The organism is Cupriavidus pauculus (assembly GCF_008801835.1).
GTDB lineage: Bacteria > Pseudomonadota > Gammaproteobacteria > Burkholderiales > Burkholderiaceae > Cupriavidus > Cupriavidus pauculus.
The window spans coordinates 23,938-49,076 of the sequence record NZ_VZOW01000002.1; the positions used below are offsets into that span (position 1 = coordinate 23,938).

Here is a 25,139-nt window from a genome sequence, read left to right on the forward strand (position 1 = left end):
AGGCTGCGATGACTGCCCAACTGCTGTCCGAACGCGTCGACTCGACGCTGATCCTGACCATTTCCAACCCCGAAGCACGCAACGCCCTGCACCCGGACATCTATGCCGCATCGCAGGAGGCGCTCGAGGTGGCCGCGCGTGACGATTCGATCCGCGCGGTGGTGCTTACGGGCGCCAACGGCGTGTTCTGCGCGGGCGGCAATCTGAACCGCCTGCTTGGCAATCGCTCGCAACCGCCTGCGGTGCAGGCCGCCAGCATCGAAACCCTGCATCACTGGATCGAATCGTTCCACGCCTTTCCGAAGCCGATCATCGCCGCCGTGGAAGGCCCCGCGGCGGGGGCCGGTTTTTCGCTGGTGCTGGCGTGCGACTACGTGGTGGCTGCCAGCGACGCGAAATTCGTCATGGCCTATGTGAAGGTGGGCCTCACGCCCGATGGCGGCGGATCGTACGAGATCGCGCGCATGCTGCCGCGCCAGCTGGCCAGCGAAATCCTGATGGAAGGCAAGCCTGTCGACCCCGCGCGGCTGGCGCACTTCGGCATCGTCAATCGCGTGGTGCAGCCGGGACACGCGCTGACCGAAGCGCTGCGGATCGCCGAAAACCTCGCCCGCGAATCGCCCAATGCGGTGCGCGGCATGAAAGCGCTGATCAACCACGCCGGCACCGCCACGCTGACGGAACATCTCGCAGCCGAGCGCGACAGCTTCGTGGCCGCGCTCCATCACAAGGACGCCGGCGAAGGCATCGGCGCCTTTCTCGAAAAGCGCAGGCCCAACTATCGCTGAAGCCCGGCCGCGCTGACAACGCAGACAAAACAACGACATTGCGGAGAGAGACACTTATGAGCACCAACGTTTCGCACTTTGAAGGTACGCGGCCCGTGGCAGATCAACAGCGCTTCGATGTTGCCGCGCTGGAGGCCTGGATGCGCGAGCACGTCGACGGCTTTGCCGGCCCGCTGACCGTCGAGCAGTTCAAGGGCGGTCAGTCGAATCCCACCTTCAAACTCATCACGCCGGGGCAGACCTACGTGATGCGCGCCAAGCCAGGGCCGAAATCGAAGCTTCTGCCGTCCGCCCATGCGATCGAGCGCGAGTATCGCGTCATGAAGGCGCTTGCCGGCACCGATGTTCCCGTGGCGCACATGTACGCGCTGTGCGAGGACGAAGGCGTGATCGGCCGCGCGTTCTACATCATGGAGTTCGTCAGCGGCCGTGTGCTGTGGGACCAGGCGCTGCCCGACATGACACCCAGCGAGCGCGGCGCGATCTACGACGAGATGAACCGCGTTATCGCCGCGTTGCATTCGGTCGACTACAAGGCCATCGGCCTGGCCGATTACGGCAAGCCCGGCAACTATTTTCAGCGCCAGATCGAGCGCTGGAGCAAGCAGTACAAGCTGTCGGAAACGGAATCGATTCCGGCCATGGACAAGCTGATCGCCTGGCTGCCCGAGCATATCCCGCAGGAAGCCGATGAACTGACGAGCATCGTGCACGGCGATTACCGGCTCGACAACCTCATGTTCCATCCCACCGAGCCCAGGGTGCTGGCCGTGCTGGACTGGGAGTTGTCGACGCTTGGTCATCCGATGGCCGATTTCGGCTATCACTGCATGAGCTGGCATATCCAGCCCGGTCAGTTCCGCGGCATTGCGGGCCTCGATCATCAAGCGCTGGGCATTCCCGACGAAGCCGCCTATCGCCGCCTGTACGAAGCGCGCACGGGCCGCCAGGTCACCGGCGACTGGAACTTCTATCTCGCTTTCAGCATGTTCCGCATCGCCGGAATTCTGCAAGGCATCATGAAGCGCGTGGTCGATGGCACGGCGTCGTCGGCACAGGCGCTCGACGCAGGCAAGCGCGCCCGGCCGATGGCCGAAATGGGCTGGACCTACGCCCAGAAATCAGGCGCCTGATTCGGGTCGTCTGCCTGTTCTTGCTTAGCTGTCGCTGGCCTGTTTGCTTGCCGCGCTGGGCCATTTGACGGTCGTTGATCGACGGTTGATCGACGGTTGCGCGGCTGTTCAAGCCCTGCTCCCGGCCGCGCGCGACCTTTGCAGCTGCGTTTCCAAGTGCGCGGCGCGTGGGCCGTCCTCTCCTACCGTTGATGCGCCCTGCCACCTTCATGTAGGCCATCCATCATTTGAGGGCGGCGGCGGCGCGCTTTAGTCATCCGACAACTGAGCACATTCAGTTGGCTTAAGCTGCGGCCCGCGTTCACGAGCCGTCGCGTTTGGGCGACTTCTGCGGCAGGTTTCTACGTGTTTTCCTGATAGACCGTGCTCGAATTCAAGCCTACACTTCCGTCATGTTGTACGACAACTGATGATAAGTGTTGACTGGAGACACAGCATGACCTCTTCTCGCCGCCAATTTCTCGGGCAACTTTCCGGCATGGCCGCGCTTGGCACGCTAGGCACCGTGGGTTCCGCGGGCATCCTGGCACCGGCGTCCGCGTGGGCCCAGGACAAATGGCCGACCAAGCCGATCCGCCTGGTGGTGCCCTACCCCGCCGGCGGTTCGTCCGACATCATTGCGCGCCTGATCAGCAAACCCCTGGGTGAGGCGCTGGGCCAGCCGATCGTGGTCGACAACCGTCCGGGCGCGAATGGCAACATCGGCGCCGCGATGGTCGCGCAAGCCGGTACGGACAACCACACGTTGCTTCTTTGCGACGTCGGCGCGCTGGCGATCAGCCCGTCCGTCTACACCAAACTCACTTTCAACCCTGAGAAAGATCTGAAAGCAGTATCGATGCTGGCGTACTCGCCGCACCTGCTGGTGGTGCATCCGTCGGTGCCGGTCAGCAACCTCAAGGAACTGGTTGCGCTGTCGCACAAGCAGACGCTCAACTTCGCCGTGACTGCCATCGGCAGCGCCCCGCACCTGGCCGGCGTGGCCGTACAGCAAGCCACCCAGGCCGCGTGGCAATACGTGCCGTACAAGGGCGGCGCGCAGGCCATTGCCGACACCGTCGGCGGCACCGCGCAGGTGCTGATGAACGGCATGCTGGCCACGCTGCCGCAGGTTCAATCGGGCAAGCTCAAGCTGCTGGCGGTGTCCAAGCGCACGCGCATGGCACTGGTGAGCCAGACGCCAACCATCGCGGAAAGCGGCGTGCCCAACTTTGAATCGGGCACGTGGCAGGGCGTGATGGCGCCCGCCGGCATGCCGGATGCGCTGGTTCAGCGCCTCAATGCCGAACTGGTGAAGATCATTCGGACGCCTGAAATCCGCGCGCAACTGGCCGGACAAGGCGCGGAAGTCGTGACCATGTCGCCGGCCGACACCGGCAAGTGGTTCAGCGCCGAAGAAAAGCGCTGGGCACAGGTAGTCAAGGCCTCGGGCGTCAAGTTGGACGCCTGAAGCTTCCCCCGCAGTCACCCCGACGGGCGCGATCTTCGCGCCCGTTTTTCATTTTTACAACACCCGACGTCAACAGGCGCCGCGACAACTCCTGCCCCCTGCACGAATAGCCTGCCGGCGCGTTGCTTGAGCGCACCCAATCATTTCGCGGCGCCCCTCCCATCCATCCGATTGCCAGGCGCAATCGCGCATCTCCCCGCTGACTTCTAGTCGGTCTCTGACGTGTCTGACCTAGAAAACTCCGAAAAGTCAGCACCTATCCCGTCGCATTCCCGTTCAAACGTCCCCAATCGCTGCACGCCCCGAGTGATTTGGATGATCTGCGATTTCTGGCGTTCTCGCGCACGACAAGAATGCAGTCCTGCTCCCCTGGATCGAAACGCCCAGCCAGCAGACATCCGAGAAAGCCAGAAACCTTTACCAAGATCATGAACATTCGAACCACCAAACGAATTCTGCAATACGCCGCGCTGCTGAGCGCAGTGGGCACCGCCATGTCTACCGCCGCCGCGGAAGACGGCAAGATCACCTTCACCGGCAGCATCAGCAGCACCACCTGCATCATCGAAGGTGGCGGCGCAACCGTCACCGGCAACTCGAACGGCAACTTCACCGTCGGCCTGCAGCCGGTCAGCGCAACCGCGCTCGACACCGCTGGCGCACGTGCCGGCGACACGCCTTTCTGGATCAAGCTGTCCGGCGCCGATTGCACCGACGGCAAGGTCGCAACCGTCTACTTCGAGCCTGCCCAGAGCACCAACATCAACGAGGCCACCGGCAACCTGAAGAACACCGTTGTCACCGGCGGCGCAACCAACGTTGAAGTTGGCCTGCTGAACAACAGCAAGCAGACGATCAACCTGTTCACGGGTACGCCGAAATCGTCCGCAACGATCGCAGGCAACACCGCCAAGTTCGATTTCTGGGCGCAGTACGTGGCAACCGGCGGCGCCACCACTGCAGGTAGCGTCAGCACCGACGTCGTCTATTCGATTCTTTACAACTAAATCGATCGCCGGCCGCCCCATCGCACGGAGGCGGCGCCCCCATTCCTAACGGCTTGTCTCCCCGTTTGCGCTGCGTGCTGCGGCGGGAGACCGGTCGATCTGCAAAAGGTATCAACGTGAAGAAAGCTCTCGCAATCGTCATTTCGGCAATGACGTTCATCGCTGCCGCCCCTTCCTACGCCTCCGTCCAGGTGGCGGGCACCCGGGTGATCTTCGACGGCGCAAAGAAAGAACAGACCGTCCGCATTTCCAATACCGGCAAATCTCCTCTGCTCGCCCAAATCTGGCTGGACACTGGCAAGACGACCGAAGGCGGTCTGCCCCTCGCCGGGGAGGACGAAACACCGTTCGTCATTACGCCGCCAGTCGCCCGCATCAACGGCGAAAAGTCTCAAGTCATCCGCATCTTCCAGACCGCCGAAACCGCGGCGCTTCCGAAGGACCGCGAGTCGGTCTTCTGGCTCAACGTTCTCGAGGTGCCAACGAAGGCCAAGCCCAAAGCCAAGGAAAAGGTTCAGGCCGAAGCCGAGGACGCCGGCTCCAGCAACAACCAGTTGAGCATTGCCTTGCGTACGCGGCTGAAGATGTTCTATCGGCCAAGCGGGTTCAAGGCTGACGTCATCGCCGCTTCCGACGAACTGAAGTGGAAGCTGCGCAAGGAAGGCAACGAGTACGTCGTGGTCTGCGACAACCCCAGCCCGGTCCATATTTCGTTCGGCCAGATGCACCTGAAATCCGGCGACCAGTCTGCGGAGTTGGCTGGCGGCATGGTCGCACCGATGAGCACCGAGCAATTCCGTTTCTCTGCAGACCACTTGCCCGCCGGTGGCCCGCTGACGCTGAAGTTCGACTACATCACCGATCTCGGCACCTTCGTTCCCAAGCAGGTAGACCTGCGCCAGGGAGACTAAGGTGTCCAAGCTTGCCAAGGGCCGGGCCGTTTCCGGTCCGACTTCTCGCCACACCCTGCACGCAATCGCGCTGGCTGCCGCCGCGCTGTTTGCCGACGCTTGCCTCACCACGGCAACGGCCACCGAGATCGCCGCCGAACTGGCGCCCGACTCATCGCTGTCACGCACAGTGGAGGATGAAGACGATCAAGGCGACGTCGAATTCGACCGCTCATTCCTTCGTGGCATGAGCCAGTCGATCGATCTTGCCCCCTTCGAGCGTGACGAAACCATTACGGAAGGCATCCACCCCGCGGAAGTCAACGTCAACGGTATGCTCTTTGGCACGCAAAAGCTGTCGTACTCTCGCAATCCGGCAACTCGCCGCGTCGAACCGTGCTTCGACAAGACATTCATTGCGCGCATCGGCATCGATCCCGCAAGACAGCTGAAGGTACTCGAAGGCGATGAGTGCGTGTTCCTCGACCAGGTAGTCGAAGGCGGCACCGTCGAATACGACCGCGGCGAGCAGAAGCTCACAGTCAGCATCCCGCAGGCCTTCCTGCTCAACAGTGCACGTGGCTATGTGCCGCCTGACCTGCTGGACAACGGCGTCACGGCGGCAATGTTCCGCTACTCGCTGAGCTACTCGAACACCCGCAATTCGATCGGGCCGTCGGGCCAATACCTGTATGGCGGCCTGGAAAGCTCGTTCAACTTCGGCCCGTGGCGCTTCCGCTCGTTTGGTACGTTGACCTCGAACGAAGGCACGCCCACGCGCTGGAACCACACTGCAGCGTACCTGCAGCGCGCCCTGCCGTCGCTGCAGGCAGAAGCCACCATCGGCGATTGGAGCACCACCGGTGCACTGTTCGACACCACGTCGATCCGCGGCTTCAGCCTTGCCACCGATGATCGCCAGTTGCCCGAATCGCAGCGCGGCTACGCGCCGACGGTGCGGGGCGTTGCGCGGACCAATGCGGTGGTCACGGTACGCCAGGGCTCGAACGTCGTGTTCGAGTCGAACGTGCCTCCCGGTGAATTCGCATTCTCCGATTTGTACGCAACAGGATATGGCGGCGACCTCGAAGTCACCGTCACCGAGGCCGATGGCAGCATACAGAAGTTTGTCGTGCCCTACGGCAGCCTGGCGCAATTGCTGCGCCCGGGATACACCAAGTTCAGTGCCACATGGGGCGAGATCCGCGATAACGCCCTCTCGGAAGCGCCGATCCTCATGGAAGGCACCGTCCAGCATGGTCTCACCAACGACATCACGCTCTACGGCGGCGTCCAGATCACGGCTCCCACCTACTATGCGGCCGGGATGGCCGGCCTGGCCGTCAATACGCCGCTGGGCGCGCTGGGCCTCGACCTGACGCAGTCGTACGCATTCTGTGTCGACTTCGCACACACGTGCGGCGCCACCGGCCACAGCGTCCGGGCAAACCTGGGCAAGCTTGTCGCAGGCACGGGCACGTACTTCAGCCTGGTCGGCTACCGTTACTCGAGCCCGGGCTTCTATTCGCTCAGCGATGCGCTGCACCTGCGCGAGTATCTACTCGGTAATACGGAGCAAGTGCCGCTGCGCCTGCGCGACCGCTTCGACGTCAACATTACGCAAACGCTCGGTCCGCGTTGGGGCAACCTCTTCCTGACTGGCTCGTATGGGCGACGCTGGGAAGACAACGGGCGTACGCTGAGCTTCCAGGCCGGCTATACCAACAGCCTCGGGCCGGCGCGCTACAACATCAGTATCGGTCGCGTGCAGAACGGCACCGGCAGCGAAGAGAACAGCATGTTCCTGACGGTTTCGCTGCCGCTCGGCAAGTCGGTCGAGAATCCGGCCAACCTGAGCCTGAGCGCATCGCGTATCGACGGCGCGGACGATCTGCGCGCCAACGTAACCGGCAACATCGGCCAGGACGGTCGACTGGGCTATGACGCCTGGGCTGAAGGTGCAACAAGCGGTCACAGCCGGGCGTTCGGTGGTGGTCTGTCATACGTCAGCGACGCCGTGAAGGGCAATGTCTCGTACGGCAACAGCACGCACACCAACACGATCGGCGTAAATGCCACCGGCGGTGTCGTGGTCCACGACGCAGGCGTGAAGTTCGTCAGTGAACTCGGCGACACGATTGCGATCGTTCAGGCCGAGGGCGCCACCGGCGCACACGTGATGCCGAACAAATTCACCACGATCGACGAAGACGGCATCGCTATCGTGCCTTACGTCACGCCGTTCCAGTGGAACAACATCGATCTGGACCTCAAGGACACCGACATGGGTGTCGAGGTCGACAACTCGCGCATCACCACGGCGCCGACTGCCGGCGCCGCGGTGAAGTTGGTGTTCGACTCGCGACGTTCCACTTCGGCTGTCATGCGGGCCAGACGCGCCGACGGCAAGGCCGTTCCGTTCGGCTCCAGCATCAACCTTCCGGACGGCACCACCGCGGGCACTGTTGGCGGCGGCGGAAACTTCATCGTCAGCGGCCTGACCGAAGCCACCGACATCACAGTGAAGTGGGGCAACACCGCGCAGGATCAGTGCGTCGTTCATTTTGTTCCCGATGCGGACGCGGCCAAACCCAATCGGGCTCCCGTTGAGGTTCGTGAAGTTGTCTGCGAGCCCAAAGCCAGCACTTCCGCACCCGCCCCTACCGTAGGTGAATCATGAAATCCATTACCAAGCGCCTCTGGCTCGTCTTGCTGGCATGGGCGTTGACAGCCCCCGTCGCATTCGCGGGGACCTGCAAACTCACGTCCAACGGCGGGCAGCCGCTAAAAGCGGATATCAACCTTAGCAGCATCACGGCGGCGACGGCAGGCACAGCCGGCACCGTGCTCGCATCGCGCGACATTCCCTTGTCCGCTCTAAGTTACACGTGCGGCGACAACACCAACACCGAACTGCGCATGGCGATGGCCTCCGGTGCGGCACTGACGGCCGTGGACAACGTCTACACCACGTCGGTGAGTGGCCTGGGCATCCGCCTGCGCTGGCCTTCCACGACATGGTGGCCAAACGCCCTGCGCTGCCGTACTTCGGGTTCGAACAGCTGTTCGGTCCCGGCGGATTCCGTGCGCGTCGAACTGGTTCAGACCGGACCAATCAGGGCCTCGACCTTGCCCATCGGCACATACGGCACCGTGACGCTGCTGGCGCCGGACGACTCGAGCGCCGGCCAGGTCGTCGCGATGCGGGTAGTCGTCAGCGCGCCGATCAACGTGTTGGTAAACACCTGCGCGGTCACGTCCGACACCCGCGTCGACGTGGGCAGCTTCACCGACACCGCGTTCGACACCAAGTCCACCGGCCCCAAAGTCTCTTTCGACCTTTCGCTCAATTGCCCTAGCGCCTCCGCGGTCAGCATCACCTTCGACGGTGACGCACCGTTCGGCAGCGCCGTAAGCGGCCTGGTCTCCAATGACGGCAGCGCGAAGAACATCGCCGTTCAGCTTCTCGATTCAGGCGGAGTTTCGGGCGTGAAGCTCGCCAAAAAGTATTCGTTGGGGACTGTCACCGGCGCCAAGACCCTGAAGTACTACGCCAGGGCTTATCGACTGGGGACGCAATCAGTAACCGCGGGCGATATCGACGCATTTGTGGTCTTCACGCTCGATGTCCAGTAGCCGCAGTTCACTTCCCATTAGGAATACATCGTGAAACAAGTACTCATCATTGGTATCGCCACCGGCATATTGGCGACCACCGTCTCCGGCGGCGTCCTGGCGGCAACGCCAGCACGTGACGCACGCCAGGAACTCGATCAGCTCGATAACATGCGTCGCCAGCAGGCGATCCAGTCGGAAGTGGAACGGGAACGCGAACGCGAACGCGCCAGCCAGCAAGCCGCGCCGGTGAACGAAACATCGGGCGAGGCGGCCAAGCCAGCCGAAGCGAAGTTCATGATCTCCCGCATCACCCTGCTTGGCGATGACAATCCTTCGCCCAAAGTCACCGAGATCCTCGATGCGCGCCGCGATACGTTGATGGGCGCGAGCGAGATCATGGCGCTGGTCCGCGACCTTACCAACTACTACGCGGAGAACGGCTTTGTCACCACCGTCGTCGTGGTGCAGCCGGGGAAACTGAACGCCGGCGAACTCACGTTGGAAGTCAAATGGGGCACGATCGGCGGCATGACTGTCAACGGCAAGGAGCCCGGGTTTCGGGACCGAACCAGACTGTTTAGCGCCATGCCCTTTTCGACGGGCAAACGGCTGAACATGTCGGATGTCGATCAGGCCGTCGACAACCTGGTGCGCGGTGGCGGCGACGACAAGATCCGGATCGTCGCTGGCGAGCTCGAAGGCACATCGATACTCGATGTCACCAACACCACGCAGAAGATGTTCAGCGGCAGCGTTGGCGTCAACAACAACGGTCGCGAGAGCGACGGCTGGAACCAGTATTTCGCCTCGGTAGGGGTAACGAATCTCCTCGGCTTGAACGACAGCCTGTCGGCCTACTACTCGCAGCAAGACTACAACGACACCCGTAATCTGCAACAGATCGGCTCGGCCAGCTTCAGCATGCCGCTCGGCTATTGGACGCTTGACGCATCGTGGTCTGGGTCCCACTACGAGAACATCGTCGGCGGCATATTTGGCGACTACTTGAGCACCGGTACGTCCAGCCGCTACAACTTCCGCGCCTCGCGCGTCATGCACCGCGATGCCGACGGCAAGACTAGCGCCTACGTCAAGTTTGGCACGCGCAATAGCTACAACGACATCGAATACACGCCGGTCAGCGTCTCCACGAAGAAATACTCGGAATTCGGCATCGGCGTAAGCCATGTCGGGCAGGCACTTGGCGGCTGGGCATACGGCGATCTCAGCATCAGCGCTGGCGTGCCCTGGATGGGCGCGGCATGGCGCGACGATCCCGATCTCGCGGCGTTCGACATGAACTACACCAAGGTCAACGGCATGCTGACGTGGAATCGCTCGTTCCAGCTTGCCGGCATGGACTTCGAGTACGAACTGGGCTCTGGCTTCCAGTACTCGGAAGACTCGCTCGTCACCGACGCCAGATACAGCCTTGGCGATGAATACACGGTCCGCGGATTCAAGGACACGGCGTTCTACGGCGACAGCGGGGCCTACCTGTCCAACACCCTGCGCGTACCGCTCAGGTTCAACATCATCGGCGGCATCAACGTCACGCCGTTTGTCGGCTACGACCTTGGTTTCGTCAAGACCAACGGCCCCCAAGGAGGCACCGATTACGTGATCGGCGCTGCCGTCGGATTCAGATTCAGTGGCAAGTATTTCAGCAGTTCTCTCACCTACGGGTGGCCAATTGCTGCACCCGCCCAGCCGCAACCGCTGGCAAAGGCACTCAACTATCGGCTAGAAGCGCGCTTCTAAACAGCCCATCAAGCCAATTTCATAGCAACAGGTAGAAATGATGAAAGCAAGTCAAAAGAAACGAATTGCCGGCATACGTGCCAGGGGCGGCAGCGCTGAAACACTTGTCACGCAGCGTCCATCGAGCCTGCGGCCGCTTTGCGCTGCAATCATCGGCATGATGCCTATCCTTTCGGGGGCACAGATCACGCCGGATGCCAACGCCGAGCGTCGCCCATCGATGAACCAGACGGCCAACGGCACGCCGCTGGTGAATATCGTCGATCCCAATGCGCGCGGCATCTCGCACAACAAGTTCCAGCAATTCAATGTCGGACCGAATGGTGTTGTGTTCAACAACAGCATGAAGGACGGCATTTCCGCAATCGGCGGCCAGGCCATGAAGAACGCGGGGCTGTCCAACGAAGCGCGCGCAATTATCGGTGAAGTCACCGGCAACGGCCGAAGCTCGCTGAACGGCGCGATGGAAGTGTTCGGCCGCAAAGCCGACGTGATCATCGCCAACCCGAACGGCATTTCGGTCAACGGCGTCAGCACCGTCAACACCAACAGCCTGACGCTGAGCACCGGCCGCGTGCTCGAACAGGCGGACGGCAGCGTCCGGCTGGGCGTGGATCGCGGCAATGTCAGCATCGACGGTGCCGGTCTGTCGACCGATGGCCTGACCCACTTCGACATCGTCAGCCGCACCGTTCAGTTGAACGGTGAAGTCAACGGCAGCGCCGATGTGAAGGTGGTCGCAGGCGCCACCGAATTCAATCCGGAAACCCGCACGCACCAAGCTGTTGCTGGTGCAACCAATCAAGGCATCGCCATCGACGGCAGTCAGCTCGGCTCCATGTACGGCGGCCGCATCGAACTGGTCGCCACGGATAGCGGCGCTGGCGTACGCCACCAGGGCAATATCATCAGCGAACAGGATCTTCGCATCAGCGCCGCTGGCGACCTCCAGATCGGCGCGGCCCAGAGCAACAAAGGCAACATCGATCTCGACGGTCGCAATGTGACGGTCACCGGCTCGGAAAACAGCAACGGGCTGGGCCTGTACAGCCAGGGTGGCATCAATATCCACGGTGAAGAAACCGTGGGCCTGCAGGCAGATGTTGTTGCGTTTGGCGGCGACGTCTCTGTTGCCGGCCGCAATATCGTCGTCACTGAATCGCAGCAAGGCGGCGGCGCCGGCGTGGCCGGGCACGGCAACGTCACGCTTCAGGCAGCCGACACCGTCGACGTGCGCACCGGCATCCTCAGCGAAGCCGGCGCCATTGGCATCAGCGGTCGCAATGTGAGCGTCGCCGGAACAGAAAAGAGCGACGGCGCCGCCGTGATCGGCAAAGGCGACATCTCGCTCAATGCCCTGGAAAAGATGAACGTACAAGGCGACGTCCTGAGCAAGGCCGGCGCCATCGGCATCACCGCGACAGACGTCAACATTGCGGAATCGGCATTCGGCGCGGGTATCGGCATGGCCAGCGTCGGCGATGTGAAGATCGACGCAACGGGTGCGGTCGACATGCACGCAACGGTCTCGAGCGACGCAGGCTCGATCGCAGTTTCCGGCCGCGACATTACGATCGGCAGTTCCGAAAAGGGTCAAGGGATCGGCCTGTACAGCAAGGACGACATCTCGCTGACGGCGGCGGACTCCATCGACGTGACCACCGGTGTCCTCACCACGGATGGCGCCATCTCTATGGCTGCCGACAACATCACCGTCGGCGAATCCGATTACAGCCTGGGGTACGGCTTGCAGGGCCTGGGCGACGTCTCACTCGACGCTAAAAACGATGTCGCCGTGCATGCAGACATCAACAGCGTGCAGGGCGGCATCGATATCTCGGGTGCAAACATTGCCATTACGGAATCCGATAAAAGCTATGGCGACGGCTATGGTCTCAGGGGCCGTGACAATATCGCCCTGACTGCTTCGGAATCCATCAATGTGGACACCGGCGTTTACAGCTCGAACGGCGGCATCGACGTCAGCGGTCGCAATGTCACTTTGAACGGCTCGAAGAACTCGGGCGTTTCGATGCTGGCGCAAGGCGACATCTCCCTCGACGCGCTTGACAAGATGAACATCCATAGCGATGTCATCAGCCAAGGCAGCGGTATTGCAGTTTCGGGCGGCGATGTGGCCATCACCGAATCCGAGTTCAGCAACGGGCTGGGTGTGGCCGGCGCGGGCGACATCAAGATCGATTCGACCGGTGCCGTGAATATTCAGGCAGGTGTGCAGAGCGAAGACGGCAATATCGACATTTCCGGACAGAGCATCTCAATCAGTGGTACGGAGAAGAGCAACAACTTCAGCGTGTTCGGCTCCGGCGATATCACCTTGAGCGCGACTGACGACGTCACGGTCAACACCGGCGTGTACAGCGACAACGGTGGAATCGACATCTCGGGGCGGAACATTGAACTGGCGGGCTCGGATCGCACAAAGGGCAAGGTGCTGATTGGTCAGGGCGACATCGCGATCAATGCTACCGGGGACGTTGGCGTGCGCGCCGACATCGTCAGCAACAACGGGGCGCTAGACATTTCAGGGCGCAACATTTCTATCACGGAATCGGCCGACAGCGACGGCACGGGCCTCGCTGCTCACGGCAACATCACGCTGCAGGCCGCCGATAACGTGGAGCTGAATACCGGCGTCCTCGGCGAGAGCAACATCAACATCTCTGGGCGCAACATCAACCTCGCCGGCAGCGAAAAGAGCGACGGTGTTGCGCTGGCCGCTCTAGGCGACATTTCGCTGAAGGCACTCGAGCAAATCGGCGTGCACGCCGATGTAATGAGCCAATCTGGCGTCATCACTATCGATGCGTCGTCGCTGCTCCAGCATGCGGCCAACATGTTCGCATTGAATAGCGCGGCCAACACGTCCATTCCGGCAATTCGGATCAACGTCGGCGACTACACGATCGAAGGCGAGCTCTTTGCCGTCAACATGCTGGGCGACCCGATCGAAGGCGCGGAGATCCGGCTGGTCCAAGGCAACTACGTGGTCTACGGCCAGGATGGTGAGCCGATTCAAGGTGCGCGGGCGGTCTCGAACGCTCAGGTCTCCGCATCGAGCGGCAATATGGTTATCACCGCGGACAACATGCAGTCCACCGGTGGCGCCCTGATCACCGGTGACGGCACGCTGGAAATCGATGTCGCGCAGTTGCTGAACAACAGCGGCCTGATTAACTCGGGCGGCTCCATCGTTGCGAAGGCAACTACCTTCGAGAACGATGGCTACATCGGCGGCGGAGGCGACATCGCCATCGACGCCGGCCAGTTGGAGAACGCAGGCGGCATTATCTCGAACGGCGCGATCACAGCCTCAACAGAAAATCTGGTCAACACCGGCATGGTTTTGGCCAATGGCGACGTGACCTTGCAGGCGTCGGATGAGCTGGACAACGCCGGTATGCTGATATCCGGCGGCGCGCTGTCGATCCATGACACCAATAAGCTTGTCAACCATGACGATGCGTGGATTCAAGGTGCGTCGGTCAATATTCGCGACATGGACGTATTGTCCAATGCCTCGGGAGCGACGATCACCACCTCTGCCGGCGACATCAATATCGCCGCATTGAACCGCCTCGAAAATACCAGCGCGAAAATTTACGCCGCAGGCAACTCAAGCATTGCCGTTGGTGGGAGTCTTGACAACGCGGACGGCGGTAGCATCGGCGCAGGTGGCTCACTCGATATCGACGCCGCGACCGTCAAGAACGGCGGCGGCGCGTCTCTGGTCGCCAAAACCGACCTTGGCATTACCGCTGACAGCATCGACAACACCGGAGAAGGCATGATCTCCGGCGACACGACCGCGCTGAATGCGAACACCATTACAAACAATGGTGGCGCTGCCATTCAGGGTATTTCAGGAATTTCGATTGAAGCACAATCCCTGACCAATTCCGGCAATAGCAACATCCTCGGCGATGGAACGATTGACATTGCGGCGGCGGACGTCATCAATACAGGCACGTCGCTGATCCAGGCCGCCGAGCGCCTCACCATCGCTACCGAACGTCTGCGCAACGCAGAACAAAGCAACATCCAAAGTGGCGATGCACTCCGGGTAGAAGGACTCGCGGATGACAGCGGCGTCCAAGCTGCGGCAACTCGCATCGACAACAGCGACGGATCGATGCTTTACGGCGCAAACAGCGTCGACCTCATTGCGGACACTGTGTCGAACGTTGGCGACATGGTGCCCGAAGGCACCGCAGCGAGCGACGTGCCAGTGTCGTACATCTATTCGGACGGCGCGGTAAACATCGACGCTCAAACGGTGACGACCAAGGGCAATAGCCAGATCGCAGCAACGAACGAAATCAATATCGATGCGAACTCCGTGTCGAATGGAACCGGTGCTGCGATTGCAACCGATGGGCAACTGACGGTCAAAGCGAGCCGCCTCACCAATCGCGGCGTGATTGCGGCCAACAGCATGAACGTGACCACGAACACCTTCGACAACAAGTACGGCAATGTGGAGGCCAATCGAGACGCCAACATCCAAACCCAGGCGTTCCTCAACCAGGAAGGCAGTATCGTTGCCGGTAGGAACCTGAAGCTCAAGACCCAGGATTCGCTGGTATTCGGCGGCGATGACGGAAATGCCGGCGCGATGACTTCGAACGGTACGCTGGATGTGCATAGCAGCGGCAACATCTTCGTGGAAGACAAGGTTGAGAACTACGGTTCCATCTCGTTGAAATCGGATGGCAATATTTACAACAACGGCGCGATGATTAGCCTCGGGGGCGTTTACCTGACGGGCGACAGCATCTACAACTACGCCAACAGCCTGATCTGGGGTATGCAGGAGGTGTCGCTCGACGCCACCAATGGGTCGATCTATAACAAGCGCAACGGCAATATCCTGAGCCAGGGCAATATGTTCCTGAAGGCAACGGAATCCATCATCAACGAGGCCGGAACGATCCGCAGCGAGAACGATATGGCGCTCGATGCGAAACGTATTGAGAACCGGAGCGCATATACCGGTGGCGACGTCACCGCAGGCCCGTATGTCCAGGAGTATGGGTACGACAAGGAATGGCGCGATATTACCTCGACGACGGAATATAAGTTGTGGATCGCACTGCCCACCTTCACATCGGATATTGCGCTCGACAAGACGGCCGAAATTTCGGCTGGCGGTAACATGTTTATCAACAAGAGCGAGGGTTTTGAAAACCCCAAGCCTTCGCTGTTGAACGAAGGTGGCATTATCGCTTCGGGTAAGAACATGTTTATCCGCGGCGACGTCACCAATCAGCCAAAATATTCATCCGTCAACCTCTTCGACTACGTAACCCAGCCGCTCCCCGGCGATGGCGTTTACCTGTGGACCTACTGGAGCGAAAGCGTTCACATCCCCAATCTCTACAACTTGTTCGATTGGTTGTACGGCAAGGCCAATATTTGCGACGTAAGTCCCTCGAGTTGCCGTACCGTAACAATGGGAGGCAACACCTACACCTATAGCATCGGCGACGACCTTAACGGAAGACGCGACCAAGGATACCCGCAGAAGGCGCTAAAGGATATGGACGGCGCCCAGATCACCCTGATCATGTCCACGCTTTTCGGCCCCACATGGAAAGCCATGGGAGAAGCCGATATGCAGGCGCGTTGGGCGGAGTTGAAAAAGAACGACAACGCAGAACTGAAGCAGATGAAGCAGTACTTCCTGCCTCAGGAAAAGGGCGCGATCTCTGCCGGCGGCAGCATCGTTCAAGAAGGTGGAAGTTTCTCCAACGGCATCGGCGGCGTAAAGCAAGAGAACAAGACCATCACGGTCAACATCGGCGACCAGAAAGTGGATGCCGTGACCCCGGCGTACGACGTATCCGTCAACATCAAGAAGTTCGAGGAACTGGAAATGGGCATCAGCACGCTGCCCACCCTTCAGGACCTGATCAGCGTGAAGGGCATGTTCAACACCTCTTCCGACTGGCGCAAGAAAGGCGAGACAAAAGAAAAGTCCAACCAGGCCAACGTGGACGCGCCTACCACGGAGGGCATCGACACCCCCACCGGCGAACGTGCCCGCGGTTACACGCTGGGCTTGGCGCAGGGCGACGAGGTCCCCAGGAGCACGGGCCCGAAGGTTGTGCCAATGTATGAGACCGCCATGGAGTTCATGGACCAAAGCAAGTTCTATGGCACTGACTACTTCTTCGACCAGATCGGCTACGACTCGACCGTCCCGGCCTATGTAATTGGCGACAATTACTTCATCAACGAGCTGATTCGCCGTCAGATCAACGACGCCGTCGGCACGTTCTTCGCTGTGCGCGATAACGTGCAGGGCGCCGACATGGTCAAGATGTTGATGGACAACGCAGGCGAAGTCGCAGCCAACTCCGACCTCGGTCTGGTGGTTGGCCAAGCGCTGAGCAAGGAACAGATCGGGGCGCTCGACCAGGACATCATCTGGTACGTGAACGAGAGCGTTGACGGCGAGACCGTGCTGGTGCCTCGCGTCTACCTCGCCAAGACGACCATGACACAGATCCGTGATGGCGAAGCCAATGGTGCGGCCGTCGTCAGCGCTGGCGACCATATCGTCATTGACGCCGACAGCATGACCAATGCCAGCGGATCGATCGTTGCTGGGGGCGACGTGATCATCCGCGCGAAGGACGATCTGGTCAATGTCAGCGCGGGCATGACCGGTGGCATCTCTGCAGGCGGAAGTGTGTCGCTGGATTCCATCAACGGCTCGATCAAGAACAACGGCGCCTACATCAGCGCGGGCCAGGACGTGTTCATGAAGGCCGACAACGGCTCCGTGGACATCAGCGCCAGCGTGGGCTACGACGCCGACGGCAAGCACCGGATCCATGAATTTGCCGACAGCATCAACGCCGGCGGCAACATCCAGATCAAGGGGAAGGATGTCACGCTGAACAGCGCCACTATCGATGCCAAGAAAAACGTGGGCATCGAGGCGACAAGCGGCTCTATCCAGTCCAACGAGATGCACGAGATGGATGCGGATTTCAGTCACAGCTACCAAGGCGGTGGGCTGAACTTCAAGATCACGGAAAACGTGTCGTCAAGTGCTGACGGTATTGGCAGCACGATCAAGGCCGGTGAAGGCTTGGGCATGAAGGCTGCCGAGGACATCGTCCTGGAAGGCGGTAAATATTCGGGCGAGAGCGGCAAGATGGAGGCCGGCAATAAACTCGATATCAAGACCAGTACCGACTACGACTATAGCTACGAGCATATCTCCATCCAGGAGCTGTCGTTGGGCGGCCATGTGTCCATGGCGGGTCATACTGCCAGCGCTGGGGCGGGTGTGATTTCGGGCGGCTATGCGGAAGCTGGCCTCAATGACCCGACCAGTCGGCAAACCAACCAGGCGTCGAATGCCACGGACGCACGCCGTCCGGGCAAGGCGAACATGAACGACACAATAGGCGCGGAGTTCGGCCTGAGCAAAATCACGGAGACTTCGACTGAGCAATCGCTGACCAACAAGAACGCGCAGTTGAACTTTGGCAGTGGCGGACTGGACATGAGCGCCGGCACGGTCGATTTTGGCGGCGCCGACATCAAAACGCCTGGTGCACTGTCGATTGCCGCTGACACGATTCAAACCACCAAGTACGAGGACAAGAAGGACTCCACGTACTCGAAGACCGAGTCGTTTATCGGCGTCAAGGTTGAAGGTCACAGCGCTATCGCCGATACGTTCAACAAGTACACCGATCTCGGCATTAATGGTGGAATGGACGGCAACGTCGATGGTGGCATGACCGCGATGCAGGTTGCCGGCGACGTTTCCAATCTCGTTTTCAACGATCTGGCGGGCACCTCGGTCAGTTTTGGCATCGAAACGTCGACCACCAATAGCAATACGAAGGAGCGCTCCCAGAACGTCAACACCCTCGACGCTGGGTCCATCTCGATGACGGCCAAGAACGATATCGATCTGGCCGGTGTCAAGATGAAGGCTGACAACGTTTCTCTGGAAGCCGGCAACGACATCTCTATCGAGACCGCCAAGGCCTGGTCGGAAACCAACACCTCGACGGACTCGTACAAGGCCGGCATCAGCGAGGGCGCTTCCTGCTCGGCAATCGGTGGGTGCGGCGTCGGTGTGTCGATCGACGTCAGTGGATCGCACGACCAGTCCAGCGAGTCCAGCACGAAGAACACCACGTCGACCATCGACTCCAAGGAGTTCTCGATGAAGACCGGCGGCGATGCCACGCTGGCTGGCACCACCGTCAACACGAATACCGCCAAGCTCAATGTCGGCGGGGATCTCAATATCGAGACCGTGCAGGACACCGTGGACAACGATCGCTCGAATGCGAATTGGAGCTTCTCCGTCGGCGCGGCGGTTACGACCAATGGCATCATCATGCCAACGGTAGGGGCAAGCGCCGGCGGCGGATCGGAGTATCGGGACGAGCGCACATCGGCAGCGCAGGCGGGAATCGTTGCCAAAGACAGTGTCGAGGCCACAGTCGGCGGTGACGTCAACCTGGCCGGCGGTAAATTGGTCTCGGAAAGCGGCAAGGGCAAGCTCGATGTCGGCGGCGAGATCAACGCGAAAACCGTATCCGACACCATCGAACAGGATGGCGGTTACGGTGGTGGTGGCGGCGGCGTCGGAATGACTTCAGTGGGCTCCATCAGCGGATACGGCAGCACCGTGGAAGAAGTGCACAAGCAGACCGACCGCAATGCAACCATCGCCGGTTTCGAGATGAGCGAGGGCACTCAGATCAATGGGGACCTCAACCGCGATGCGTCCAAGGCAACGGAAGTTATCCGCGACGAAGTCATAGCTGGCAACAGCTTCTCGTTCACGGTTGGTATCGGCGACCTGGCGGATGCTGCGACGAAAAAGGGCAAGTACGACATGGACGGGAATACGCCCGATGGTGGTACGTACCGGCCTCTGCCCGACGTGGACACCCCGAACTGGCGTCCGGCGGACACCCCGGATGCGCCGCACACCCGCCCCGATACGCCCGATGCGCCGCATCATCCGGTGACGCCGGACCATACGCCGGCGCCGGATCATCCAGTGACGCCGGACCATCCAGTGACGCCGGACCATAAGCCAACGCCAGAACCGCGGCCCCTCACGCCGGAGGCCCCGATCAAGCCGGTGCCCAACGACCGGGGGACATCCGTCACGCCGGAGCATACGATTACCCCGACGCACAACGGTACGTCGGAGATCGTAAAGCCGGTTAGACCTGACACGGCCCAGCCGCTGCCGACGCCGCCGGTTACGCCGCCGGCAGCGCCGAAGAAGTGGGCGCCCGTGGACACGTCCTCGGGCCTGAATAAGCCGGTACAGCCGACCCCGGGCGGCAACGGCAAGTCGTATGACACGATTGGCGTGCGGGATCTGCCAGTGCTGTCGCCTGGCTCGTCAACCGCGCCGTCCATCATGCCGAAGCCGAACACCGGCAACGCGGGTAAGGACGTTACGCCGATTGGCGAAAGAACTCTGCCAACGCTGTCGCCGGGTTCCAACACCGGTGTGCCGGTCATGCCGAAACCGTCCGAGAAGTTCCCGACCGGCAAGGACACCAGTCCGGTCGACGACGGCGGCATGGCACGGAGGTATTCGCGCTAATCCGCAACACGGGACGCCGCAACGATCCCCAGAGCCAGCTAGCGCGGCATGCTAGTTGGCAGGCAGTTCGAGTCAGGTTGATCGACTGCCTTTTGACACCCCACGCTTGCGAAAGCGTGGGGTTTTTTATTGCCGAACGGTTTCGTCGGGCGAATCACAATTCAGGACCGGATTCGCACCCTGTGCTACTCACCGAGCGCCACCCCCTCGCGCCGCGGATCAGCGCCACCTGCCCACACGCTCTTGCCGTCAGGGCCGGTCTTGCGCATGATGGCCTGCGTGCCGCTGGTCATCTCGATCTCCGCAACCTGATGCCCTTGCTGCTTCAGCGCTTCAACCAGTTGAGGCGTCACAAGGCCCTTCTCCACTTCGGTGGGACCGTTGCGACTACCAAAATTCGCCATGCCGACTGCCTGCTGCACATCCATGTCCCAGTCCAGCAAGCCGACCAGTGTCTTGGAAACATACTCGATGATCTGCGAGCCACCCGGCGAACCCACTGCTGCCACCAGCCTGCCGCTCTGACGATCGAACACCAGCGTCGGTGCCATCGACGACCGCGGGCGTTTGCCCGCCTGCACGCGGTTGGCCACCGGCTTGCCGTTCTCGCTTGGCGCGAACGAGAAATCGGTCAGTTGGTTGTTGAGCATGAAGCCGCGCACCATGATGTGCGATCCGAAATACGATTCGATCGTGGTGGTCATCGACACCGCGCCGCCACGGTTGTCCACGGCAACGATCTGTGATGTCGAAATACGCGGCGGCGAGCGGTCCGGCGCGAACGCCACCTTCACGCCAGCCGGCGTGCCAGGCTGGGCCTTGCCCATGCTCTTGTCACCGATGAGCGCGGCACGTTCGCTCAGGTATGCCGGATTGACCATCGCGCTGACATCCACGGGCACGAAATCCGCATCCGCCACGTAGAGACCGCGGTCAGCATAGGCCAGGCGGTCGGCCTCGGAAATCGCATGCACCGCCAGCGGATCGGCTTCCATGAGCGCCGGCGTATTGACTTGCCTCGGCTTGAGGCTGGCCAGCGCATAGCGTGGGTCGCGTTTCTCCAGCGCTTCAAGCGTACCCAGGATCTGCGCGATGGCGATGCCGCCCGATGACGGCGGCGGCATACCGCACACCTTCCACTGCTTATAGTCGGTGCACACGGGCACGCGCTCCTTGGCCTTGTAACCATGGAGGTCGGCCGTCGAGAGGCTGCCCGGATTGCTGTGCGCATTCACCTTCGCGGCAATGTCCCGCGCAATCGGACCGCTGTACAGCACATCCGGCCCTTTCCTGGCGATTTCGCGAAGCGTCTGCGCCAGTTGAGGATTCTTGATGATCGTGCCGACCGGCTTGGCCTTACCCTGAGCATCGAGGAAGTAGCTGCTCATCTCGGGCGAGCCGGCCATGAACTTGTCCGCCGCCACCTGGGTGTAAAGCCGTTGCGACATCGGGAAACCTCCCTCGGCCAGCGCGATCGCCCGCTGAAACAGCCGCGACCACGGCAGGCGCCCATGCTGCCGATGGGCCATTTCGAGAGCGCGCAGCACCCCCGGCACGCCGACCGATCGCCCACCGATCTGGGCTTCGGAAAACTCCATCGGCTTGCCGTCCGGACGCATGAAGAGATTTTCGGTAGCGCCGGCCGGCGCGGTTTCTCGACCGTCATAGGCCTGCACCCGCTTGCCGTCCCAATACATGATGAACGCGCCGCCGCCGATGCCAGTGGCCTGCGGTTCCACCAGCGTCAGCACCGCCTGCATGGCTATCGCCGCGTCGATGGCCGATCCACCGGCGCGCAGAATCTCGCGGCCAGCTTCGGTGGCCAGCGGATTGGCCGCGGCGGCGATATGTTTTTGGGCAAACGTGGTGGTCATGCCGGGCCTGTATCCCGACGAGACCTCGGGAGCCGGCGGCATCGCTGCTGTTGCGGGCGCTGCCGCGGTGGCGGGCGCTGCCACGGCCTTGGGCTCCTTTTCCGTAGTGCCGCAGGCCGCCAGTAGCGAGACCACGGCCACGGCCAGCACGCCGCGGTGCAGCATCGTTGCGGACACAAGCGGTGTCTGCGCGGGGTTCGACAAGGAATCTGCCCGGCGCACCGCCGGGATTACTGCCACTGCGTCTGCCATGCCATCTCTCCTGGGGGGAAGCTGTGGCGATTGTAGCGACGATCAGCGCATCCGGAATCGCAAATGTTCCGCATGGCGGTGGTTACCGGCATCGCTCAGGGAGACGACGCGTGACGAGGGCCGGCGATCGGCGGCATTGCGGCGGGCAAGTGGGTGGCCGGTAGGGGATGGCTGGAAAATTGCCAGTGAGCGGCGTCGGACCGAAGCCCTCCAGAGCAATCCACAGCCGTTCAACCACGGCGCTCCAGCGCGTCGCTCAGGTTTCCGCTTGCGCGACGTCCGACATGCCATTGCCCAGCGACGACATCACCGCCATCAACTGTTCGCGCAGCCAGCGGTTAGCGCCATCGTTCTCGCCGCCCGCATGCCAGTACAGATGCAGTTCCAGCGACGGCACCTTGAATGGCAGCGACAGCAGCCGGTTGGCGTACGGTTCATTGGCAATGCGCGCATAGCGCAGCGGCAGCGTGGCCAGCAAATCGGTACAGCTGACCACGCGGCAGGCGGCCGCATAATGCTGGCAGCGCAGGCGCACGCGGCGCGTCAATCCCATACGGTGCAGCGCCTGATCCTCGAGGCCGGCGCCGCGGCGGCGCGACGACACGTGGACGTGCTCGGCCGACAGATATCGTTCGAGCGTCAGTTCCTTCTTGACCAGCGGATGATCGCGCCGCGCCAGCACCACCATCGGATCCGACATGAATGCGCTGTGATGGATGGCCGGTGACACCGGCAACAGGATGTCGATGGCGGCATCGATGGTGCCCGCCAAAAGTTCCGACTCCATTTCCCGCCGATCAAACCGGATCGCCGCGATCTCCACGTGCGGCGCCATGGCCGTCACACGTGCCATCAACGGCGGCAGCAGCGTGGACTCCAGCGCATCGCGCATGCCGATCGTGAAGCGCCGCGTGGTGTTGGCAGGATCGAAGTGCGGCGTGTCCTGCAGCGTGCGCGCGAACGATTGCAACGCACCGCGCACTTCGCTGGCCAGCGACCGCGCCAGTGGCGTGGGTGCCATCCCCTGCCCCCGGCGCTCGAACAGCGGATCGTCGAACAGCGTGCGCAAGCGGCCCAGCGCGTGGCTGACGGCCGGCTGCGTCAGGTTGAGTTGTCGCGCCGCGGCGGTGATACTGCCCTCGCTGTAGATGGCGTCGAACACGACGAAGAGGTTGAGGTCGATCCGGCTGAGCTGCATCGCAAGTTCCTGCTCGATAGTTTCACTTCACGCGACGGCGTCGATCTTGGGGATGACGCCAGGGCCGATCCGCGGATCGGCCCTGGCGCCCCTCCGCTGCCGCGCATTCTGGCATGAAAATGCAGGATATTGATACTGGCCAATCCAGAAAATTCATTTTTCTTATTGCCTGGGTTGGGCTAGAGTAGCCAGCAGTCGGCACAGGCGTGCCAGGACGGACTTACCCCGCCCACAAGGGAAACCGAGGAGACCCCATGCAATTCGAGTACTCGCCGAAGGTCAAGGAAATGCAGGCCAGGCTGCTGGCGTTCTTCGACCAGCACATCTATCCCAATGAAAAGCGCTTCTACGCCGAAGTCCAGGCCAATCGCGAAGCCGGCAACGCATGGGTGCCCACCAAGGTCGTCGAGGAACTGAAGCCGCTGGCGCGCGAAGCCGGGCTGTGGAACCTGTTCCTGCCCCGCTCCAAGCGCGCGCCCGAAGGCCTGTCGAACCTGGAATATGCGCCGATGTGCGAAATCATGGGCCGGGTGCCCTGGTCGGCCGAAGTCTTCAACTGCGCGGCGCCCGATACCGGCAATATGGAGACGCTGGAGCGCTATGCCACCGAGGAACTGAAGGATCAATGGCTGGAACCGCTGCTGCGCGGCGAGATCCGCTCGGCCTTCCTGATGACGGAACCGGCCGTGGCGTCGTCGGACGCCACCAACATCGCCTGCCGTATCGAGCGCGATGGCGATCACTACGTGATCAACGGCACCAAGTGGTGGTCGTCGGGCGCAGGCGATCCGCGCTGCAAGGTTTACATCGTGATGGGCAAGACCGATCCCGACGCCGGCCGCCATGAGCAACAGTCGATGATCGTTGTGCCTGCCGATACGCCGGGCATCACGATCAAGCGCTTCCTGCCCGTGTTCGGCTACGACGACGCGCCGCACGGCCACATGGAAATCGAACTCAAGAACGTGCGCGTCCCGGCCGCCAACATCCTGCTGGGTGAAGGCCGCGGTTTCGAGATCGCCCAAGGCCGCCTGGGCCCGGGCCGCATTCACCACTGCATGCGCAGTATCGGCGTGGCCGAGCGCGCGCTGGAATTGATGTGCAAGCGCAGCCTCGAACGTGTGGCATTCGGCAAGCAGATCGCCCGTCATGGCGTGACGCAGGAACGCATCGCCGAAGCCCGTTGCGATATCGAAATGGCGCGACTGCTGACGCTGAAGGCCGCCTACATGATGGACACCGTTGGCAACAAGGTCGCCAAGGCCGAGATTGCGATGATCAAGGTCGTCGCACCCAACGTGGCACTGCGGGTGATCGACTGGGCCATCCAGGTGCACGGCGCGGCCGGCGTATCGAGCGACTTCCCGCTGGCCAACTGGTGGGCGCATCAGCGCACGCTGCGCCTGGCCGATGGTCCCGACGAGGTGCACCGCAACGCGATCGCCAAGCTGGAACTGGCCAAGCACATGAGCCTGAATCCGGACAGCGTCGAGATGCCCGTGACGCGCGGATCGTGATGACGGCTGCGCGCGCAACGATCGCG

The 25,139-nt window shown here is 61.6% G+C and carries 12 protein-coding genes; 10 read left to right on the forward strand and 2 right to left on the reverse strand.

Features of this window, described 5'->3' with window-relative positions; translation table 11 throughout:
- The first annotated feature begins 8 nt into the window (after positions 1–8).
- The 9 genes from F7R19_RS02770 (at position 9) to F7R19_RS02810 (ending at position 20,272) form a co-directional block, all read left to right on the forward strand.
- Positions 9–788, forward strand: a complete 780-nt coding sequence (locus tag F7R19_RS02770; RefSeq protein ID WP_150979309.1) for an oxepin-CoA hydrolase, alternative type — start codon at positions 9–11, stop codon at positions 786–788.
- 56 nt (positions 789–844) lie between these two features.
- The gene (locus F7R19_RS02775; RefSeq protein ID WP_150979310.1) at positions 845–1,921 is read left to right on the forward strand and encodes a phosphotransferase; all 1,077 of its coding nucleotides are present in this window, start codon (positions 845–847) and stop codon (positions 1,919–1,921) included.
- Positions 1,922–2,357: 436 nt separating this feature from the next.
- Positions 2,358–3,371 (forward strand): Bug family tripartite tricarboxylate transporter substrate binding protein, encoded by a 1,014-nt coding sequence (locus tag F7R19_RS02780; RefSeq protein ID WP_061959088.1) that lies wholly within the window; start codon positions 2,358–2,360, stop codon positions 3,369–3,371.
- Between the two features lie 428 nt (positions 3,372–3,799).
- Entirely contained in the window at positions 3,800–4,378 is a 579-nt protein-coding gene (locus tag F7R19_RS02785) for a fimbrial protein (protein WP_061959089.1), read from the forward strand.
- Between the two features lie 116 nt (positions 4,379–4,494).
- The gene (locus F7R19_RS02790; RefSeq protein ID WP_150979311.1) at positions 4,495–5,289 is read left to right on the forward strand and encodes a fimbrial biogenesis chaperone; all 795 of its coding nucleotides are present in this window, start codon (positions 4,495–4,497) and stop codon (positions 5,287–5,289) included.
- Between the two features lies 1 nt (position 5,290).
- The gene (locus F7R19_RS02795; RefSeq protein WP_061959091.1) at positions 5,291–7,948 is read left to right on the forward strand and encodes a fimbria/pilus outer membrane usher protein; all 2,658 of its coding nucleotides are present in this window, start codon (positions 5,291–5,293) and stop codon (positions 7,946–7,948) included.
- The gene (locus tag F7R19_RS02800) at positions 7,945–8,904 is read left to right on the forward strand and encodes a fimbrial protein (protein WP_061959092.1); all 960 of its coding nucleotides are present in this window, start codon (positions 7,945–7,947) and stop codon (positions 8,902–8,904) included. Before F7R19_RS02795 ends, F7R19_RS02800 begins: the two co-directional genes overlap by 4 nt.
- A gap of 30 nt (positions 8,905–8,934) precedes the next feature.
- Positions 8,935–10,647 (forward strand): ShlB/FhaC/HecB family hemolysin secretion/activation protein, encoded by a 1,713-nt coding sequence (locus F7R19_RS02805; RefSeq protein ID WP_150979312.1) that lies wholly within the window; start codon positions 8,935–8,937, stop codon positions 10,645–10,647.
- Between the two features lie 37 nt (positions 10,648–10,684).
- Complete coding sequence (locus F7R19_RS02810; RefSeq protein ID WP_150979313.1) at positions 10,685–20,272, forward strand: two-partner secretion domain-containing protein; 9,588 nt, start codon at positions 10,685–10,687, stop codon at positions 20,270–20,272.
- A gap of 185 nt (positions 20,273–20,457) precedes the next feature.
- On the opposite strand, the gene ggt is transcribed toward F7R19_RS02810, so the two are convergent.
- Entirely contained in the window at positions 20,458–22,311 is a 1,854-nt protein-coding gene (gene ggt / locus F7R19_RS02815) for a gamma-glutamyltransferase (RefSeq protein WP_150979488.1), read from the reverse strand.
- 343 nt (positions 22,312–22,654) lie between these two features.
- Entirely contained in the window at positions 22,655–23,596 is a 942-nt protein-coding gene (locus F7R19_RS02820; RefSeq protein WP_061957848.1) for a LysR family transcriptional regulator, read from the reverse strand.
- 254 nt (positions 23,597–23,850) lie between these two features.
- Between F7R19_RS02820 and F7R19_RS02825 the strand changes: the two genes are divergently transcribed.
- Positions 23,851–25,113, forward strand: a complete 1,263-nt coding sequence (locus F7R19_RS02825; protein ID WP_061957847.1) for an acyl-CoA dehydrogenase family protein — start codon at positions 23,851–23,853, stop codon at positions 25,111–25,113.
- The last annotated feature ends 26 nt before the right edge of the window (positions 25,114–25,139 follow it).

Excerpts from the sequence above, each read along its gene's own strand:
- F7R19_RS02825 (WP_061957847.1), top strand. The coding sequence starts at position 23,851 with ATGCAATTCGAGTACTCGCCGAAGGTCAAGGAAATGCAGGCCAGGCTG.
- F7R19_RS02770 (WP_150979309.1), top strand. The coding sequence starts at position 9 with ATGACTGCCCAACTGCTGTCCGAACGCGTCGACTCGACGCTGATCCTG.
- F7R19_RS02820 (WP_061957848.1), bottom strand. The coding sequence starts at position 23,596 with ATGCAGCTCAGCCGGATCGACCTCAACCTCTTCGTCGTGTTCGACGCC.
- F7R19_RS02810 (WP_150979313.1), top strand. The coding sequence starts at position 10,685 with ATGATGAAAGCAAGTCAAAAGAAACGAATTGCCGGCATACGTGCCAGG.
- F7R19_RS02780 (WP_061959088.1), top strand. The coding sequence starts at position 2,358 with ATGACCTCTTCTCGCCGCCAATTTCTCGGGCAACTTTCCGGCATGGCC.
- F7R19_RS02775 (WP_150979310.1), top strand. The coding sequence starts at position 845 with ATGAGCACCAACGTTTCGCACTTTGAAGGTACGCGGCCCGTGGCAGAT.
- ggt (WP_150979488.1), bottom strand. The coding sequence starts at position 22,311 with ATGCTGCACCGCGGCGTGCTGGCCGTGGCCGTGGTCTCGCTACTGGCG.
- F7R19_RS02800 (WP_061959092.1), top strand. The coding sequence starts at position 7,945 with ATGAAATCCATTACCAAGCGCCTCTGGCTCGTCTTGCTGGCATGGGCG.
- F7R19_RS02785 (WP_061959089.1), top strand. The coding sequence starts at position 3,800 with ATGAACATTCGAACCACCAAACGAATTCTGCAATACGCCGCGCTGCTG.